This window comes from Paracoccus sp. DMF, assembly GCF_004407025.1.
In the GTDB taxonomy this organism is placed as follows: domain Bacteria; phylum Pseudomonadota; class Alphaproteobacteria; order Rhodobacterales; family Rhodobacteraceae; genus Paracoccus; species Paracoccus aminovorans_B.
In genome coordinates this window covers 51,123-67,610 of the sequence record NZ_SOKV02000009.1, presented here as the reverse complement: position 1 = coordinate 67,610, position 16,488 = coordinate 51,123, and the positions used below count along the sequence as shown (strand labels likewise).

The following is a 16,488-nucleotide window of genomic DNA, read 5'->3' as shown; positions in this document are numbered from 1 at the left end:
CCTCCGGCGGGGATATTTAAACAAGAAAGAAGCCGTTAACCGAATCGTAAGGATTTGTGGGCAATCTGGCCTCACGGTACAGGCGGGGACGCCGATGACCGTCAAGAGAGAAGCCACACCCCGACCCTTTGCTCCGGCGGGCGGGGTGTGTGCTTTTCTTTCTTGCTTAAATATCCCCGCCGGAGGCCAGCCACGACGCAACCGGCGCGATCGGCTCAATCCTCGGCCGAGACCTGCAACAGGATCTTGCCGATATGGCCGTTGCCCTCCATGCGGCGATGGGAATCGACCGCCTCGCGCAGCGGAAAGCTGCTGTCGATCTGCGGCAGCACCACGCCGGCCTCGATCAGCGGCCACAGCCTGTCCTGCAGGTCCCGCGCGATCTGCGCCTTGGCCAGGTCGGATTGCGGTCGCAAGGTCGAGCCGGTCACCTCCAGCCGCCGCGTCATGATCTGGGCGAAGTTGATCTCGGCCTTGGGGCCGGCCAGGAAGGCGATCATCACCAGCCGGCCGTCCTCGGCCAAACACTTGATGTTGCGGGCGATATAGTCGCCGCCCACCATGTCGAGGATCAGGTCCGCGCCCCCGGCCTTGCGCAGCAGGGTGACGAAATCCTCTTCGCGGTAGTTGATGGCGGTGGCGCCCAGCCGGATGCAGGCCGCGCATTTCTCGGCCGAGCCGGCCGTGGCCCAGACCCGCGCGCCCAGGGCACGCGCCACCTGGATCGCCATGGTGCCAATGCCGGACGAGCCGCCGTGGACCAGGAACTTCTCGCCCGGTTGCAGGCGGCCGCGCATGACGACGTTCGACCAGACGGTGAAGGCGGTCTCGGGCAGGGCCGCGGCCTCGCGCAGCGACAGGCCGGCGGGGATCGGCAGGGCGTGCTCGGCCGGGCAGGTCGCGTATTCGGCATAGCCGCCGCCGGGCAGCAGCGCGCAGACCCGGTCGCCCGGCTTCCAGCGCGTCACCCCCTGCCCCACCGCCGCGACGATGCCGGCGCATTCCAGCCCCGGCAGGTCCGAGGCGCCGGGCGGCGGCGCATAGGAGCCGGCGCGTTGCAGCACGTCGGGCCGGTTCACCCCGGCCCAGGCGACCCGGATCAGGATCTGGCCGTGACCCGCCACCGGCACCGGCCGCGTGGCCGGCTTGAGCACCTCGGCCCCGCCCGGAGCGGATATTTCGATCGCCTGCATGACATCGGGAATCACCCTCGGCCCCCTCCAGCTTCGTGCCTCCGCGCGCGCCCGCGCAGATCTCCGGGCAGATTGCGACGTTCCGGCCGCTTAATCCAGCCCGTTGCGAGCTCGGTCAGCACCGAGACGCCCGGCAGCGCGCCGATCCGGCCCTTGAGGGTTTCGAATCGCATCACCCCCTCGATGCGGCGGTCCAGGAAGTCCCGGGTGTCGTGCAGTTCGGGCGAATCGTCGCCCAGCCAGTAAAGCACCGTCGCGCCCCAGACCGCCGACAGCGTGGCGCGCTTGGAATACCAGTTCACGTCCTCGGAGCGGTCGCCGAGCCCATCCCAGATCGCGTCGGCCGTCTCCCAGACCAGCCGCGCGCCCAGGCTCGCGTGCTGCGGCAGCGCCAGCACCGAGGCGCCGGCCCGCGCCAGCTCGCGGTCGCTGAACGTCAGCCGCTGCATCACCGCCGCCGCCACCCGGTCGCGGAAGCGGCCCTGCGGCGGATGCTGCGCCAGCCAGTCGCGCAGGGCGGCGTCGCCCTGGCGGTGATAGGCCGCCGCCAGGTCGGCGCCGCCGCGCGGCAGCAGCGCCCGGGCCAGCGCCGGCGCCATGCCGATGTCGCGGGCGCCCTCGGCGATGGCGCGATCGCCCATGCCCTCGAAGGCGACATGGCCCAGCGCTGCCTCGATCAGCCGTGCGCGTTCGTCGGTCATGGCCCTGTTCCTCCCTGGTTGTTGCAAAGCCGCCCGGAAAATCTGGACAAAGGCGATTCGTCCTGCTAGAGGGCGGCTTCCTGCAAATCTGCTCAACTTTAACCTAGGAAGGTGGTGACAACCACATGCAGGTAAGTGTTCGCGACAACAACGTCGAACAGGCGCTTCGTGCTCTGAAGAAAAAACTTCAGCGCGAGGGGGTGTTCCGTGAAATGAAGCTCAAGCAGCATTTCGAGAAACCCTCGGTCAAGAAGGCCCGTGAAAAGGCCGAGGCCGTTCGCCGCGCCCGCAAGCTGGCCCGTAAAAAGGCCCAGCGCGAAGGCGCGCTGTAAGACGAGCGACACGTTCGTTTCAGGAAAACCCCCGCCCGCGCGGGGGTTTTTCATTTTACACCGGCAGCGCCGTGGTCTGCGCCACCGTGCGCAGCGAGAAGGACGAATGCATCTGCTGGACGCCCGGCAGCTTGGCCAGGAACTGCCGGTGGATGCGGGCGAAATCGTCGGTGTCATGCGCCACCACCTTCAGCAGGTAGTCGGCCGAGCCCGCCATCAGGTGGCATTCCAGCACGTCGGGGATCTTGCGCACCTCGCGCTCGAAGGCTTCCAGCAGCTCGTCCGCCTGGCCGGACAGCGTGATCTCGACGAAGACCGTGGTCGGGCGCTCCAGCTTGCGCGCATCCAGAAGCGCGACATAGCCGCGGATCACCCCGGCCTCTTCCAGCCGCTGCACGCGGCGATGGCAGGCGCTGGCCGACAGGCCGACCTCGGCCGCCAGGTCGGCATTGGTCCTGCGCCCGTCGCGTTGCAGCACGGTTAGGATGCGGCGGTCCGTTGCGTCAAGGTCGATCATCGCTGAAGATCCCGTCGTGACGGGCGCCGGTTTGCGCCAATTCTTCGAAACTAGCCGGTTTCGCCGCGCAGTTTAAGCATGAACTGTCGGCGGCGCCGTGCCAGCATGGAACGACAGGGAAAGGGAGGATACCCATGAAGATCGGATGCCCGACGGAAATCAAGCCGCAGGAGTTCCGCGTCGGCCTGACGCCCGAGGCGGTGCGCGAGGCCACGGCCCGCGGGCACGAGGTGCTGGTCCAGGCCGGCGCGGGCAACGGCTCCGGCTTCCCGGACCAGGATTACATCGACGCCGGCGCCCGCATCCTGCCCGACGCCGCATCGGTCTTTGCCGAGGCCGAGATGATCGTGAAGGTCAAGGAACCGCAGGCGGCCGAGCGCGCCATGCTGCGCCAGGGCCAGTTGCTTTTCACCTATCTGCACCTGGCGCCCGACCCGGCCCAGACCCGCGAGCTGCTGGAAAGCGGCGTCACCGCCATCGCCTATGAGACGGTGACCGATGCGCGCGGCGGGTTGCCGCTTCTGGCGCCGATGTCCGAGGTCGCGGGCCGGCTGGCGCCGCAGGTCGGCGCCTGGACGCTGCAAAAGGCCAATGGCGGCTCGGGCGTGCTCTTGGGCGGCGTGCCCGGGGTGCGGCCGGGCAATGTCGTGGTGATCGGCGGCGGCGTCGTCGGCACGGCGGCGGCGCGGGTCGCGGTCGGCATGGGCGCCAATGTCACGGTGCTGGACCGCTCGGTGCCGCGGCTCAGTTACCTTGACGACGTGTTCATGGGTCGGCTGACCACGCAATATGCGACGCAGGGCGCCATCGCCGAACTGCTGCCCGGTGCCGACATGGTGATCGGCGCGGTGCTGGTGCCGGGCGCCGCCGCGCCCAAGCTGGTGACGCGGGCGCAGCTTTCGCTGATGAAGCCCGGCTCGGCGCTGGTGGACGTCGCCATCGACCAGGGCGGCTGTTTTCAGACCTCGCGCCCGACCACCCACCAGGACCCGGTCTATGAGGTGGACGGCATCATGCATTACTGCGTCGCGAACATGCCCGGCGCGGTGGCCCGCACCTCGACCCGGGCGCTGGGGAACGCCACCCTGCCTTTCGTGCTGGCGCTGGCGGACAAGGGCTGGCGCCGGGCGCTGGCCGAGGACGCGCATCTGCGCGCCGGCCTTGCCACACATGCGGGCGTGCTGGCCTCGGCGCCGGTGGCCGAGGCGCAGCGGCTGGCCTGGCAGCCGCCCGAGACGCTGATCGCCTGAAGGCTGGCGCGGCGCGGTTCCCCCGCGCCGCGCCGGGGGTCAGGCGCGCTGCGCGCGCAGCTCGTCGCGGATCTGCAGCAGCAGTTCCTCTTGCGTCGGGCCGGCGGGGGCGGCGGCCTCGGCCTCTTTCTTGCGGATGGCGGCGGATTGCAGCTTGTTCACGCCCTTGACCAGCAGGAACACCGCCCAGGCGATGATCAGGAAGTTGATGACCGCCGACAGGAACGAGCCATAGGCAAAGACCGAGGCGCCCGAATCGCGGGCCGCGGCCAGGCTGGCGCCCTCGGGGACAGTGCCCTTCAGCACGAGGTAGTGGCCGCTGAAATCGGTACCGCCGGTCAGAAGACCGATGATCGGGTTGATCAGATCGGCGACCAGCGAATTGACGATGGCGGTGAACGCCGCGCCGATGATGATACCGACGGCAAGGTCGACGACATTGCCCCGGGCGATGAATTCCTTGAATTCCTTGATCATGTGCTTACCTTTTCGAACCTGTCGCACGTGTTAACGAATGTGCTCATAACACGCTGCCGGAATCCAGCCCAGACGGAACGGAACCATGATCGCCCCGATCGGCTGTCCCGTCGCGCATTGCCGGCCGCCGAGGCGGCGCGGCCTGAACGCAAGCGCCCGCCGGGGCGGGGCGTTCTCCAGGCACGGCGCCTTACTTGCGCAGCAATTGCTCCAGCAGCTCGTTCGTGCGCTGGGTGTTGCGATAGATGCCGAAGAACAGATACATCATCCCGCCCATGATGATCGCGTAAAGCAGCCCGAAGACCAGCACCAGAAGCCCTTGCAGGAATCCCCCCTGCGGCGCCGGGGCGAACATGGTGACGAAGCCGGCGATCACGATGGCCAGCACCATCAGCGCCACGAAGACGGTAATCAGCTTTTCAGCCCAGTTGATGAAAAAATCGCGCATTTACAGACCTCTGTTTGAAATCATGCCAAGATGATCGCAACAAGAGACCGGATCGCACAGCGCCGTCAAGCCGGGCGGCTCGAATTCCATGAAAACAGTCGGGAATCGGGGCCCCGCCGCAACGGGCGGGCGGGGCGCCGGATGTCCTAGCCGCGCAGCGTGCCGCCGGTGGCCTTCGAGACCTTCTCGACGATCTTCGCGCTGACCGCCTCGATCTCGGCATCGGTCAGGGTCTTGTCCTTCGGCTGCAAGCGGGCGGTGATGGCGATGGACTTCTTGCCGCCCTCCAGCCCGGTGAACTGGTCAAAGACCGTGACCCGCTCGATCAGCGCCTTGTCCGCACCCGCGGCCGCGTTCACCAGCGTCAGCGCCTCGACCTGCGCATCCACGACAAAGGCGAAATCGCGCTCGACCGCCTGCAGGTCCGACAGCACCAGCGCCGGGCGCGACGGCGTGCGGACTTTGGGCAGCGGCACCGCGGCGATGCGCACGGTAAAGCCGACCGCCGTGCCCTTGATGCCGAAATGCTTCAGCACGCGCGGGTGGATCTCGCCGAAACTCGCCAGCGTGTTCGGGCCCAGCGCGATATTGCCGGCGCGGCCGGGATGCCACCAGCCGTCCAGCTTGCGGTTGACCTGCGCCTTGGCCGGCGCGCCGATGGTGGCCAGCACCGCCTCGGCATCGGCCTTGGCGTCATAGATGTCCACCTTGCGGCGCGAGGCATAGGGATCGCGCGGCGCCGTCGCGCCGACCAGGATGCCGGACAGATGCAGGTCCTGCTCGCCCGGCTCGCCGCCGCTGAAGACCGGGCCGCATTCGAACAGCGCCAGGTCCATGAAGCCGCGCGCCTGGTTGCGCGCCGCTGCCGCCAGCAGGCCGGGCAGCAGGTCGGGGCGCATATGCGTCATCTCGCTGCTGATCGGGTTCTCGATGCGCACCGCGTCGGAGCCACCGCCGAACAGCGCCGCCGCCGGCTGGTCGATAAAGCTGTAGGTGACGCATTCGTTATAGCCCAGGCTCGCCGCCATGCGCCGCGCCGCCGATTCCCGGCGTTGCAGCGGCGTCAGCACCGGCTGCGGTACGCCGGGCTGCGGGCGCGGCAGCGGCTGGCCTTGCAGTTTCGTCAGGCTGGCGATGCGGGCGACCTCCTCGACCAGGTCGGCGCTGCCCTGCACGTCCGGGCGCCAGGACGGCACGAAGGCCTCGTTGCCCTCCAGCCGGAAGCCCAGCGCCTGCAGCGTGGCGCGCTGTTCCGCCTCGGGGATTTCCATGCCGACCAGGCTGATGACCCGGGCCGGGTCCAGGGTATAGCTGCGGGTGGTGTCGGGCACGGCGCCGGCGGTGACGACTTCGGAGGCCTCGCCGCCGCACAGGTCGAGGATCATCCGCGTCGCCAGTTCCAGCCCCTTTTGCGTGAAGGCTGGGTCGGCGCCGCGCTCGAAGCGATAGCGGGCGTCCGAGTTGATCTTCAGCGCCCGGCCGGCGGTGGCGATGGCGATCGGGTCCCAATAGGCGCTCTCCAGGAAGACCTCGGTGGTCTGCTCGGAACAGCCCGAAAGCTCGCCGCCCATGATGCCGGCAATGCTTTCCGGGCCCTGTTCGTCGGCGATCACCATGGTGCCGGGGGCAAAGGCATAGATCTTGCCGTCCAGCGCCAGCAGTTCCTCGCCCTCGGCCGAGGGACGCACCACCAGATCGCCCTTGACCTTGGCGGCGTCGAAGACATGCAGCGGCCGGTTCAGGTCGAAGGTGAAGAAATTGGTGATATCGACCAGCCTGTTGATCGGGCGCAGGCCGATGGCGGTCAGGCGCTTTTGCAGCCAGTCCGGTGACGGGCCGTTCCGGACGCCGCGGATCAGCCGGCCGCTGAAGAATGGCGCCTTTTCAGCCACTTGCGGTTCGATCACCACCTTGATCGGACTGGGAAAGCTGCCCGGCACGGTGACGTCGGCCACGGGCTTCAGCCTGCCCAGGCCGCGCGCGGCCAGGTCGCGGGCGACGCCGTGCACGCCCAGCGCGTCGGGACGGTTCGGGGTGATCTTGATCTCGATGACCGGATCGACCGCCTCGGGGCGGTTCGCGGCCAGCCAGTCGACGAACCTCTCGCCGACCTCGCCCGAAGCAAGCTCGATGATGCCGTTGTGTTCGTCCGAGAGCTCCAGCTCGCGCTCGGAGGCCATCATGCCATGGCTCTCGACGCCGCGGATCTTGCCGACGCCCAGCGTGGTGTCGAGCCCCGGGACATAATCGCCGGGCTTGGCCAGGACCACGGTGATGCCGGCGCGGGCATTCGGGGCGCCGCAGACGATTTGTTTTTCGCCCTCGTCGGTCATGACCTTGCAGACCCGCAGCCGGTCGGCGTCGGGGTGCTGCACGGCCTCGAGGACGCGCGCAATGGTAAAGGGCGCCAGCCTGGCGGCGGGGTCCGTGACGCCCTCGACCTCAAGCCCCAGGTCGGTCAGCGCCTCGGTGATCGCATCCAGCGAGGCGGTGGTGTCGAGATGCTCCTTGAGCCAGGAGAGGGTGAATTTCATCGGCGAGCGCTCCGTCGGTTTGGCCGTCCCTTAGCGCATGGCGCGGCGGATTGGTAGGGGCGCGCGGGCGGCCACCCTGGCCGACGGCCGGTGTACGCGCGGTGTACGCCCCGTGCGCGCCCGCATCTTGCAGGAAACCCGGCCCGCCCTATATGTGAATTGGATTAACATGGGCATGAGGGCCGATGGACACGCAACGGGAACTGCTGATCGAACAACGGGTCGCGAATGACGCCAAGTCGCCGCTGGTCGCCTATCTTCTGGCGATCCTGCTTTGGGGCTTCGGCGCGCACCGGATGTATCTGGGGCGCTGGGCCAGCGGGCTTTTCATGCTGGTTTTGTGGGGTTTGGGCTGGCTGACGGCACCGATCCTGATCGGCTGGCCGCTGGTCGGGCTGGTCTGCCTCTGGGCGCTGATCGACCTGTTCCTGATCCCCGGCATGATCCAGGAGGACAAGGACGCGATGCGGCGCAGCCTGGGCTCGCGCTGGTAGATCAGCCGCCCAGCCAGGACACGGCCGAGCAGCGCCAGCAGCCGGCAGATCATCGGAGCGGCGGGGCGCTGTCATCCGGTCGAGGCACGCGGGACACGCGCATCGGCGGGATCAGATTCCGGTTGTGGAGGCATGGATGGAGACGGCCCTGGTGGTGGTTCTGGTGCCGCTGATCTGCGGCGGGGCGCTGTGGCTGTGGTATCTGGCGCGGGATTCCCGGCAGGGACGGCTGATGATCGTGGCGCTGTGGGGCGTGCTGCTGGCGATGAGCGTGATCGCGGGCGAGCCTTGGGTGCTGGTGATGGGCGCGGCCACGGTGATGATGGGAATCTGGGTCTACGGGACGTGGCGGTACCGGTGAGCGCGCGCAGTCAGCCCGGGACTGTGGACTCGGCGTGCCGCAGTTCGAACCCGTCAAGAAGCGGCTTTGTCGATGTATCGGGCGCGGGGCCGGCGCGGCATGGCCGCCTCGATGCCTTGCGCAAGCAGCAATGAACCGAGGATGGCGAAAATTCCCAGCGCGAATCCTGACAGCCCCGCTGTCCGTCCCGCCACGAGGATCAGAGGATGTGCCAGGTAGACCCACATCGAAAGCCCGGCGCACCAGCTTGAGAGCCGCGTCGGCGCGACTCTGACAGCCAGAACCACGAGCGCGATCCCGGTTCCGGCAAGGATCGTGACATTGTCCGCCGAGGGCCGACCAAGCGTCAGCATGAGCCAGCAGAGGATGAGGGTTGCCGCCGCAATGCGCCAACCGTTCGTGAAATAGGCAATACCGACAAGCACGGGGATCAGGCCGAAACTCCATTGTGCAAGCGGGATGCCTTCAGGGGTGCCGAACAGGCAGAATGCTGCGGCCCCCCACAGCGCCGCGATCGGAGCCACCTTCCGGCGCGTCAGCATCGGCGTGAGCATCGCGACCAGGAAGGCGAAGGGCAGGAACCAAAGATGCAGCGAGGTGCCTGTCAGTAGCATGGGCCAGTCCCACCAGCCAAGCGGCGGCTGGTGATGGCGCAAGGAAAGAGCCGTCCCGAGCGCGGCGTAGATCGCCGACCAACGCAGGAACGGCAACAGCAGACGCTGCGCCCGAACCCGCAGGCCGGCGCGGGACGGCGTGGCCAGCAGGACAAGAAAGAAAGGCAGCGCCGCATAGGCCAGACGCGCGCCCGGTGCCTGGCTGTGGAACCAGACGATGCCCATCGCGGCGACGAGGCGGCCGTAGTCCACGAGCCCGTTTCGCTGGGGAAGCGTCTACGCCCGAGGGCTATGATGGTTCATGTCCTGTCCGTGCAGACAACATCAGCGCGGTGATACACGACAACACAGCCGCTGCCGGCAAGTTTAAGCCGATCCACGCTTTCGGATGCAACGTGAAACGATCGGCGGGTCAATTGCTGGTCAGGCTCCAGCCGTGGCGCCGCCGGGACAGAGCCGTCAGAATCGATGCCGAAGAGCAGGACGCTTGGTTACCGCGACAACCCGCCCGCGACGCTCGGCACATCCCCCGCGGCAAAGCCGTAATGCCGCAGCCAGCGCAGGTCGCTTTCGAAGAAGGCGCGCAGATCCGGGATGCCGTATTTCAGCATGGCGATCCGGTCGATGCCCATGCCGAAGGCGAAGCCCTGCCATTGCTCGGGGTCGATGCCGCCGGCGGCCAGCACCTTGGGATGCACCATGCCGGAGCCGAGGATCTCGAGCCAGGAATTGCCCTGGCCCAGCGTCAGCTTCCCGCCCTCCCAGGAGCAGCGGATATCGACCTCGGCCGAGGGCTCGGTGAACGGGAAATGCGAGGCGCGGAAGCGCAGCTCGACCTCGTCGAGCTCGAAGAAGGCGCGGCAGAATTCCTCGAGCGTCCATTTCAGGTTCGCCATGGAAATGTCGCGGCCCAAGGCCAGGCCCTCGACCTGATGGAACATCGGCGCATGGGTCTGGTCCATGTCCATGCGATAGACCCGGCCGGGGGCGATGACCCGGATCGGCGCGCCGGTTTCCTGCATGGCGCGGATCTGCACCGGCGAGGTATGGGTGCGCAGCACATGCGGCGGGCGCGGGTCGTCCGTCGCCCGCGCCATGAAGAAGGTGTCGTGCTCCTGCCGGGCGGGGTGCTCGGGCGGGATGTTCAGCGCGTCGAAATTGAACCAGTCGGATTCGATCTGCGGCCCCTCGGCGACGCGGAAGCCCATGTCGGCAAAGATCGCGGTGACCTCCTCGGAAACCTGGCTGACCGGGTGGATGGTGCCCTGCGGCCGCGGCCGGCCGGGCAGGGTCACGTCCAGCCATTCCTCGCGCAGGCGGGCGTCCAGGGCGGCATCCTCGAGGCCCTGGCGGCGGGCGCGCAGGGCGGCGTCGACCTCGTCCTTCAGCCGGTTCAGCGCGGCGCCGGTGGTCTGGCGCTCTTCCGGCGTCATGCGGCCCAGTTCCTTCATCATGCCGCTGATCTCGCCCTTCTTGCCAAGGGCGGCCAGGCGCACCTGTTCCAGCGCATCGCCGTCGGCAGCGGCCGAGATGCGGTCGAGATAGGTCTGGCGAAGGGCGTTCAGGTCGGACTGGTCGGACATGGGGCGGGCTTTCCTTGCGGTTTGCCCGCCGATTAGCATGCGGGGCAGGCCGGGAAAAGCCTTGCAACGGCTCTAGCGGGACAGGGTTTCCAGCGCCAGCTCGGCCGGGCGGCACAGGCGCACGCCGCCGGGGCCGCAGACGATGGGACGCTCGACCAGAAGCGGGTTCTCGACCATGGCGGCAAGGATCGCCTCGTCGCCGGCCTCGGGCAGGCCGCGCTCGGCGGCGTCGGTGCCCTTGACGCGCAGGGCCTCGCGCGGGGTGACGTCGGCGGCGGCGAACAGGCCCAGCAGCTGGGCGCGGGTCCAGCCCTCGCGGGCATAGTCGACGATCTCGGGCTCGTGCCCGGCGTCGCGGAGCATCTGCAGCACCTTGCGCGAGGTCGAGCAGGTCGGCTTGTGATAGATGGTGATCATGGCGGCGATCCTGCCCCGGCGCGGGCCGGCTTTCAAGCCCGGCGCGAGACCTGCAGCCAGACGCCGCCATGTGGGCGCAGGGTCAGGATCATGCGCGGCTCGGGTCGGCGCCCGGTCAGGGCAAAGCGCAGCCGCGAGACCAGCGTGGCCAGGATGATGACCGCCTCCTGCAGGGCGAAGCTGGCGCCGATGCAGATGCGCGGGCCGGCGCCGAAGGGCAGGAAGGCGAAGCGGTCGCGCGTCACGCCGGGGGCAAAGCGGTCGGGGTCAAAGGCATCCGGATCGTCCCACAGCAGGCGGTGGCGGTGCAGCGCATAGATCGGCAGCATGATGGTGTCGCCGGGCCGCACCTCGCGCCCGCCCAGGGTATCGGGGCTGCGGGCGGTGCGCGACAGGAAGGCGGCGGGCGGATAGAGCCGCAGCGCCTCCTCGACCACCTGGCGCAGATAGGGCAGGCGCGGCAGGTCGGCGGCGGTCGCGACGCGACCGCCCAGGGCCGCGTCCGCCTCGATGGCGGCGCGGGCCTGGACCCCGGGATCGAAGGCCAGCAGGTAAAGCGACCAGGCCAGGGTCAGCGCCGTCGTCTCATGCCCGGCGACGATGAAGGTCAGCAGGTTGTCGCGCAGCTCGGCGGCCGTCATGCGCCGCCCGGTCTCGGGATCGGCACCGGCGCGGAGCAGGTCCAGCAGATCCGGCACCCGGCGCGGTCCGGCGGCGGCCCGGGCACGGATCGCCCCGTCCGCGACCCGCTTCATCCGCCGCAGGTCGGCGCCCGCGAACAGCCGGCCCGGCCGCGGGATCCAGCCCGGCAGGCCCAGGACATCCAGCACCGAGATCCGCGCCGCCCCGGCGATATAGGCGTCGATGGCATGATGCACGGCGGCGCGGTCGAAGCCCTCGCCGCCGGAAAAGGTCACGTCCGAGATCACCTCGAAGGTCGCGGCCACCATCTCGGCAAAGACATCGACCGGCCCCTCGGCCGAGACCAGCCGCCGCGCGCTTGCCTCGGCGGCGGCGCTCATCACCGGCCCCAGCGCCTCGACATGGCGCTGGGCAAAGGCCGGAGCGGCGGCCAGGCGCTGCCAGCGCCAATGCGCACCCTCGGCCACGAACATCGACTCGCCCACCGCCGGTCCCAGAATCAGCCGCGTCACCAGCGACTTGGGATAGTCCTCGACACGGTCCTTCAGCACCACGCGCAACGCGTCGGGATCCATGACCATGTGCCAGCGCTTGCCGGTCTTGCCCGAGACCATGGGCTGGCGCACGGCGATCTCGGGGATCAGCTCCAGCACATTGCGCCGCGCCACCATGGCCGAGGCCAGCACCCCAAGCGGCTTGCGGTGCAGGGCGACACGGGTGGGATGGCGGGGGTCGGCGGATCGTTGAGGGGGCATTCGGGTCAACCGCGTCAGACCGCCGCAGGTTCCAGCCAGCGCTCTGAAATGGCTCAGCGGATATTTACTTAGCTATGACAGCGCTTTACGCTGCCCGCGATGCCCTGATCGACCACTGGAGAAAAGAATGCGGCTGCTTCTTACGATAGCATTGAGCCTCTGCTGTGTTTCAGCATTCGCAGATGAAACAGTGCATACCACAGATGGACGTGCCATCCTCTTGCGGGACGACGGCACCTATTCGATCGCCGAGGATCAGGCAAAAGCCTCGGTTGCCATCGTCGAAGTCGGCGAAAACTTCTTCACACATAGCGAAAGTGAATTTGGCCAGAAGCGGGTCAACTTCATGCCGCGCTATAAGAACGTTGGCGACAGGGAGATCATCGGAGTGAAGTTTACGGCCCGTTTCCTCAATGCGTTCGGCGAGGAAATCTTCAAGGTTTCGGGCGATTCAGACGAAAAGGTCGCCCCCGGCAAGACCTCATCGACCAGCCTGTTCTATTATTTCGAGGACAATCCTTTCATCCCGGGCGAACCCTACGACAAGCTCTTGCCCATGGTTATGAACCAATCCGGGACCATTGATGTCGTCTTCGATGCGGTCGCTTTGAGCAATGGCGAGATCGTGAAGCCCTAGGCGGCCTGCCTAAAAGCGTGAAAGAGAAAACCCGCGCCGGGGCGCGGGTTTCCGTGTCTCTGCCAAGCCCGAAGGATCAGGCGGCGGCTTTCGCCTGCGCGACCACGGCGGCAAAGGCCTCGGGCTCGTGCACGGCCAGGTCGGCCAGGACCTTGCGGTCCACCTCGATCCCGGCTTTCGCCAGCGCGGCGATGAAGCGCGAATAGGTCATCTCGGCATCGACGGCGCGCACGGCGGCGTTGATGCGCTGGATCCACAGCGCGCGGAAATTGCGCTTGCGCGTCTTGCGGTCGCGGGTCGCATACTGGTTGGCCTTGTCGACAGCCTGGGTCGCGGTGCGGAAGTTGCGCGAACGGTTGCCGTAATAGCCTTTCGCCGCGTCAAGAACCTTCTTGTGGCGGGCGTGGGTGATCTTACCCGATTTGACTCGTGCCATGTCCGGTTCTCCTTAGCGGTTGTAGGGCATGTATTTCTTGACGATCTTCGCGTCCGCGTCGGACAGGATCATGGTCCCGGTCACATCGCGGATGAATTTCGTCGAGCGCTTGATCATGCCGTGGCGCTTGCCGGCCGGGCCGGCCTTGACCTTGCCCGAAGCCGTCATCGAGAACCGCTTCTTGGCGGCCGCTTTGGTCTTCATCTTCGGCATTTTACTCTCCTTGCGGTCAGAGTGAACGCGCGACTCGGCAATGCCATATCGGCCGGCCGCGCGGGTGGAAGCGTGCCCTATAAGGGCGCGCCGCGAATTTGACAAGCCTTATTGGCTGGCGGGCGCCGCCGGAGCGCTCTCGGCGGCCGGCGCCTCGGCCGGCGCTTCCGCGGGGGCCTCGACAGCAGGGACCGCCGGGGCTTCCGCGGCCGGCGCGGTTTCGACAGGTGCAGGCTCGACAGGCGCAGGCTCGGTGGGGGCGGTCTCGGCCGGGGCGGCCGCCTCGGGCGCGGGCGCGCTCACCGGGTCGGTGCCCAGGGTGACCTGGCCATCCAGCAGGCGCTGCCAGCTTTCCTTCAACCCCGCGACGCCGAAGGGGCGCGGGTCCAGCCAGGCGCCGGCAAAGACCAGGACCAGGCCCAGCACCAGCGCGATGGCCGCGCCGCGCGGCGCGCGGGTGCGCGCCACCGCGACGATGGCCAGCAGCACCGACAGCACGCACAGCGCCACGCCGGCCAGCAACAGGATGTCGATCATCGGATCACCTTTCCGTAACAGCTCGTTACGCGGGGCTTATTCCGGATCGGTGCGATAGATCAAGCGCTCGTCGCAGGGCGCGATGCGCAGGATGTTGGTGGTGCCGGGCACGTTGAAGGGCACGCCGGCCATGACGACGATCTGGTTGGTCTCGTCGGCAAAGCCGAAATCGCGCGCCGCCTTGGCGGCATTGACCACGGCCTGCTTGAAGCGCTCCAACTCGGGCGTCAGCACGCAATGCGTGCCCCAGGTCAGGCACAGCCGGCGCAGCGTCCGCTCTTCCGAGGACATGGCGACGATCGGCACGCGCGGGCGCTCGCGCGCCACCAGGCTGCCGGTGGTGCCGGACTGGGTAAAGGCGCAGATGGCGGAGATGTCGGTGGTCTCGGCGATCTCGCGCGCGGCGGCGACGATGCCGTCGGCCACGGTCTGGCGCTTGGCCTGGCGCGAGCTTTCGATGATCTCGCGATAGGTCGGATCGCTTTCGACCGAGCGGGCGACGTTGTCCATGGTCGCCACCGCCTCGACCGGATAGGCGCCGGCGGCGCTTTCGGCCGAAAGCATGATGGCGTCGGTGCCCTCATAGATCGCGGTCGCGACGTCGCTGACCTCGGCGCGGGTCGGCATCGGGCTTTCGATCATCGATTCCAGCATCTGCGTCGCCACGATCACCGGCTTGGCGGCCGCGCGGCAGGCGCGCACCAGCCGCTTCTGGATCGGCGGCACCGAATGCACCGGCAGCTCGACGCCCAGGTCGCCGCGCGCCACCATGATCCCGTCCGAGACCTTCAGGATCTCGGGAAAGGCACGCACGGCGGCGGGTTTCTCGATCTTGGACAGGATGGCGGCGCGGCCGCGGGCCAGCTCGCGCGCCTCGATCACGTCCTCGGGGCGCTGGACGAAGGACAGGGCCAGCCAGTCCACCCCCAGGCCGCAGGCGAATTCCAGGTCGTCGCGGTCCTTGTCCGACAGCGCCGCCAGCGGCAGCACCACGTCCGGCACGTTCACGCCCTTGCGGTTCGAGATCGGCCCGCCCGCCGTCACCACGCAATCGGCGAAATCGGCGCCGCATTTCTCGACCCGCAGGCGGATCTTGCCGTCGTTGACCAGCAGTTCGGCGCCGGGTTCCAGCGCGGCGAAGATCTCGGGATGCGGCAGCTGCACGCGGCTCGCGTCGCCCGGCGTCGCGTCGAGATCGAAGCGGAAGGCCTGGCCGTCGGCCAGGTCGTGCGGCCCCGCGGCAAAGGCGCCCACGCGCAGCTTCGGCCCCTGCAGGTCGGCCAGCACGGCGATGGGCCGGCCCGATTCGGCCTCGACCTTGCGGATGATGTCGTAGCGGGCGCGCTGTTCCTCATGCGTGCCATGGCTCATGTTCAGGCGGAACACGTCGGCGCCGGCCTCGAACAATGCCCGGATGGTGGCGAAATCGCTGGATGCCGGTCCCAGGGTTGCCACGATCTTGACCTTGCGATGCCGTCTCATCCGTCTCTCCCGCCTGTGTTTGCGCTATCGGCTCTATAGACCCATTCGCCCGCGCGCGGCAACCGCGCCTTGCGCAAGGCTTGCACTAAAGCGTGCCCGATGCGAGGCAAAGCCGACATGACACACGAATCGCATTCCATCATCGGGCCTTCGCGCGGGTCGCGCTGGCTGATCACCTGCGACCACGCCACCAACCGCGTGCCGGACTGGGTGGGCGGCGGGTCCCTGGGCATCGCGCCCGAGGACATGGCCCGCCACATCGCCTATGACGTGGGCGCCGCCGGGCTGACGCGGAAGCTGGCCGAACGGCTGGACGCGCCGGCGATCCTGACGGATTTCTCGCGCCTGGTGATCGACCCGAACCGGGGCGAGGACGATCCGACGCTGCTGATGCGGATCTATGACGGCACGGTGATCCCGGCGAACCGCCACGCCGGGCCGGCCGAGCGCGCATTGCGGATGGAGCGGCTCTATCGCCCCTATCACGCCGCCTATGAGGCCCTGGCCGCGGTCCGGCCGGACCGGGCGATCTGCGCCATCCACAGCTTTACCCGCCAGCTGCGCGGCCGGCCGCGCCGGCCCTGGGCGGTGGGCGTGCTCTATTCGCATCGCGACGAAAGGCTGGGCAAGGCGCTGGTGCGCGAATGCCGCGACCTGGGCTGGATCACCGGCGACAACGAGCCCTATTCCGGGCATCTGGACGGCGATTCCATCGACCGCCACGCCCTGGCGCAGGGCCGGCCGAACGTGCTGATCGAGGTCAGGAACGACCTGATCGCCGACGAGTCTGGGCAGGCGCTTTGGGCCGAGCGGCTGGGGGACGTGCTGGAGGGATTCCTGGACAGGTGCGGGCTGTGATGCGTTC

At 68.2% G+C, this 16,488-nt stretch carries 20 protein-coding genes; 6 read left to right on the top strand and 14 right to left on the bottom strand.

Annotated features, from left to right (window positions below):
• Positions 1–215 precede the first annotated feature (215 nt).
• Both E3D03_RS07565 and E3D03_RS07560 read right to left on the bottom strand, forming a co-directional pair.
• Positions 216–1,193 (bottom strand): NAD(P)H-quinone oxidoreductase, encoded by a 978-nt coding sequence (locus E3D03_RS07565; protein ID WP_263566498.1) that lies wholly within the window; start codon positions 1,191–1,193, stop codon positions 216–218.
• 11 nt (positions 1,194–1,204) lie between these two features.
• Positions 1,205–1,894, bottom strand: a complete 690-nt coding sequence (locus tag E3D03_RS07560; protein ID WP_263566449.1) for a COQ9 family protein — start codon at positions 1,892–1,894, stop codon at positions 1,205–1,207.
• Positions 1,895–2,019: 125 nt separating this feature from the next.
• Here E3D03_RS07560 and rpsU point away from each other — a divergent pair, with 125 nt between their 5' ends.
• Positions 2,020–2,226, top strand: coding sequence for a 30S ribosomal protein S21 (rpsU, locus tag E3D03_RS07555; protein WP_011748553.1), 207 nt, complete (start codon positions 2,020–2,022; stop codon positions 2,224–2,226).
• A gap of 55 nt (positions 2,227–2,281) precedes the next feature.
• Here the strand turns inward: rpsU and E3D03_RS07550 are convergent, their stop codons facing one another.
• Positions 2,282–2,740, bottom strand: a complete 459-nt coding sequence (locus tag E3D03_RS07550; protein ID WP_172823762.1) for an Lrp/AsnC family transcriptional regulator — start codon at positions 2,738–2,740, stop codon at positions 2,282–2,284.
• A 137-nt stretch (positions 2,741–2,877) separates the two neighbouring features.
• Between E3D03_RS07550 and ald the strand changes: the two genes are divergently transcribed.
• Positions 2,878–3,993, top strand: a complete 1,116-nt coding sequence (gene ald / locus E3D03_RS07545; RefSeq protein WP_263566448.1) for an alanine dehydrogenase — start codon at positions 2,878–2,880, stop codon at positions 3,991–3,993.
• A gap of 39 nt (positions 3,994–4,032) precedes the next feature.
• On the opposite strand, the gene mscL is transcribed toward ald, so the two are convergent.
• The 3 genes from mscL to pheT all read right to left on the bottom strand — a co-directional run bounded on the left by mscL (position 4,033) and on the right by pheT (position 7,452).
• Entirely contained in the window at positions 4,033–4,470 is a 438-nt protein-coding gene (gene mscL / locus E3D03_RS07540) for a large conductance mechanosensitive channel protein MscL (RefSeq protein WP_062561356.1), read from the bottom strand.
• 190 nt (positions 4,471–4,660) lie between these two features.
• Positions 4,661–4,918, bottom strand: a complete 258-nt coding sequence (locus E3D03_RS07535) for a hypothetical protein (protein ID WP_062561357.1) — start codon at positions 4,916–4,918, stop codon at positions 4,661–4,663.
• Positions 4,919–5,064: 146 nt separating this feature from the next.
• Positions 5,065–7,452, bottom strand: a complete 2,388-nt coding sequence (pheT, locus tag E3D03_RS07530; protein WP_263566447.1) for a phenylalanine--tRNA ligase subunit beta — start codon at positions 7,450–7,452, stop codon at positions 5,065–5,067.
• A gap of 185 nt (positions 7,453–7,637) precedes the next feature.
• Here pheT and E3D03_RS07525 point away from each other — a divergent pair, with 185 nt between their 5' ends.
• A complete protein-coding gene (locus E3D03_RS07525; protein ID WP_263566446.1) occupies positions 7,638–7,946 on the top strand; it encodes a TM2 domain-containing protein in 309 nt (102 codons plus the stop codon).
• Between the two features lie 136 nt (positions 7,947–8,082).
• Positions 8,083–8,307: a hypothetical protein gene (locus E3D03_RS07520; protein WP_263566445.1), complete on the top strand. Its 225-nt coding sequence runs from the start codon at positions 8,083–8,085 to the stop codon at positions 8,305–8,307.
• A 53-nt stretch (positions 8,308–8,360) separates the two neighbouring features.
• Here E3D03_RS07520 and E3D03_RS07515 read toward each other — a convergent pair whose 3' ends face one another.
• From E3D03_RS07515 to E3D03_RS07500, 4 genes are all read right to left on the bottom strand, one after another.
• Complete coding sequence (locus E3D03_RS07515; RefSeq protein ID WP_263566444.1) at positions 8,361–9,173, bottom strand: acyltransferase family protein; 813 nt, start codon at positions 9,171–9,173, stop codon at positions 8,361–8,363.
• Between the two features lie 239 nt (positions 9,174–9,412).
• Positions 9,413–10,504, bottom strand: coding sequence for a phenylalanine--tRNA ligase subunit alpha (gene pheS, locus E3D03_RS07510; RefSeq protein WP_411969804.1), 1,092 nt, complete (start codon positions 10,502–10,504; stop codon positions 9,413–9,415).
• Between the two features lie 72 nt (positions 10,505–10,576).
• Positions 10,577–10,921: an arsenate reductase family protein gene (locus E3D03_RS07505; protein WP_263566443.1), complete on the bottom strand. Its 345-nt coding sequence runs from the start codon at positions 10,919–10,921 to the stop codon at positions 10,577–10,579.
• A gap of 32 nt (positions 10,922–10,953) precedes the next feature.
• Positions 10,954–12,318 carry a cytochrome P450 gene (locus E3D03_RS07500; RefSeq protein WP_263566442.1) on the bottom strand — a complete coding sequence of 455 codons (1,365 nt, stop codon included), beginning with the start codon at positions 12,316–12,318 and terminating at the stop codon, positions 10,954–10,956.
• Positions 12,319–12,445: 127 nt separating this feature from the next.
• Here E3D03_RS07500 and E3D03_RS07495 point away from each other — a divergent pair, with 127 nt between their 5' ends.
• Positions 12,446–12,955 carry a hypothetical protein gene (locus E3D03_RS07495; protein WP_263566441.1) on the top strand — a complete coding sequence of 170 codons (510 nt, stop codon included), beginning with the start codon at positions 12,446–12,448 and terminating at the stop codon, positions 12,953–12,955.
• 76 nt (positions 12,956–13,031) lie between these two features.
• Here the strand turns inward: E3D03_RS07495 and rplT are convergent, their stop codons facing one another.
• From rplT to pyk, 4 genes are all read right to left on the bottom strand, one after another.
• A complete protein-coding gene (gene rplT, locus E3D03_RS07490; RefSeq protein WP_011748559.1) occupies positions 13,032–13,391 on the bottom strand; it encodes a 50S ribosomal protein L20 in 360 nt (119 codons plus the stop codon).
• A 12-nt stretch (positions 13,392–13,403) separates the two neighbouring features.
• Positions 13,404–13,604, bottom strand: coding sequence for a 50S ribosomal protein L35 (gene rpmI / locus E3D03_RS07485; RefSeq protein ID WP_017998717.1), 201 nt, complete (start codon positions 13,602–13,604; stop codon positions 13,404–13,406).
• Between the two features lie 108 nt (positions 13,605–13,712).
• Positions 13,713–14,141: a hypothetical protein gene (locus E3D03_RS07480; RefSeq protein ID WP_263566440.1), complete on the bottom strand. Its 429-nt coding sequence runs from the start codon at positions 14,139–14,141 to the stop codon at positions 13,713–13,715.
• 36 nt (positions 14,142–14,177) lie between these two features.
• Positions 14,178–15,623: a pyruvate kinase gene (gene pyk, locus E3D03_RS07475; RefSeq protein ID WP_263566439.1), complete on the bottom strand. Its 1,446-nt coding sequence runs from the start codon at positions 15,621–15,623 to the stop codon at positions 14,178–14,180.
• Between the two features lie 117 nt (positions 15,624–15,740).
• On the opposite strand from pyk, the gene E3D03_RS07470 reads away from it, so the two are divergent.
• Positions 15,741–16,481, top strand: a complete 741-nt coding sequence (locus E3D03_RS07470; protein ID WP_263566438.1) for an N-formylglutamate amidohydrolase — start codon at positions 15,741–15,743, stop codon at positions 16,479–16,481.
• Positions 16,482–16,488: the final 7 nt, after the last annotated feature.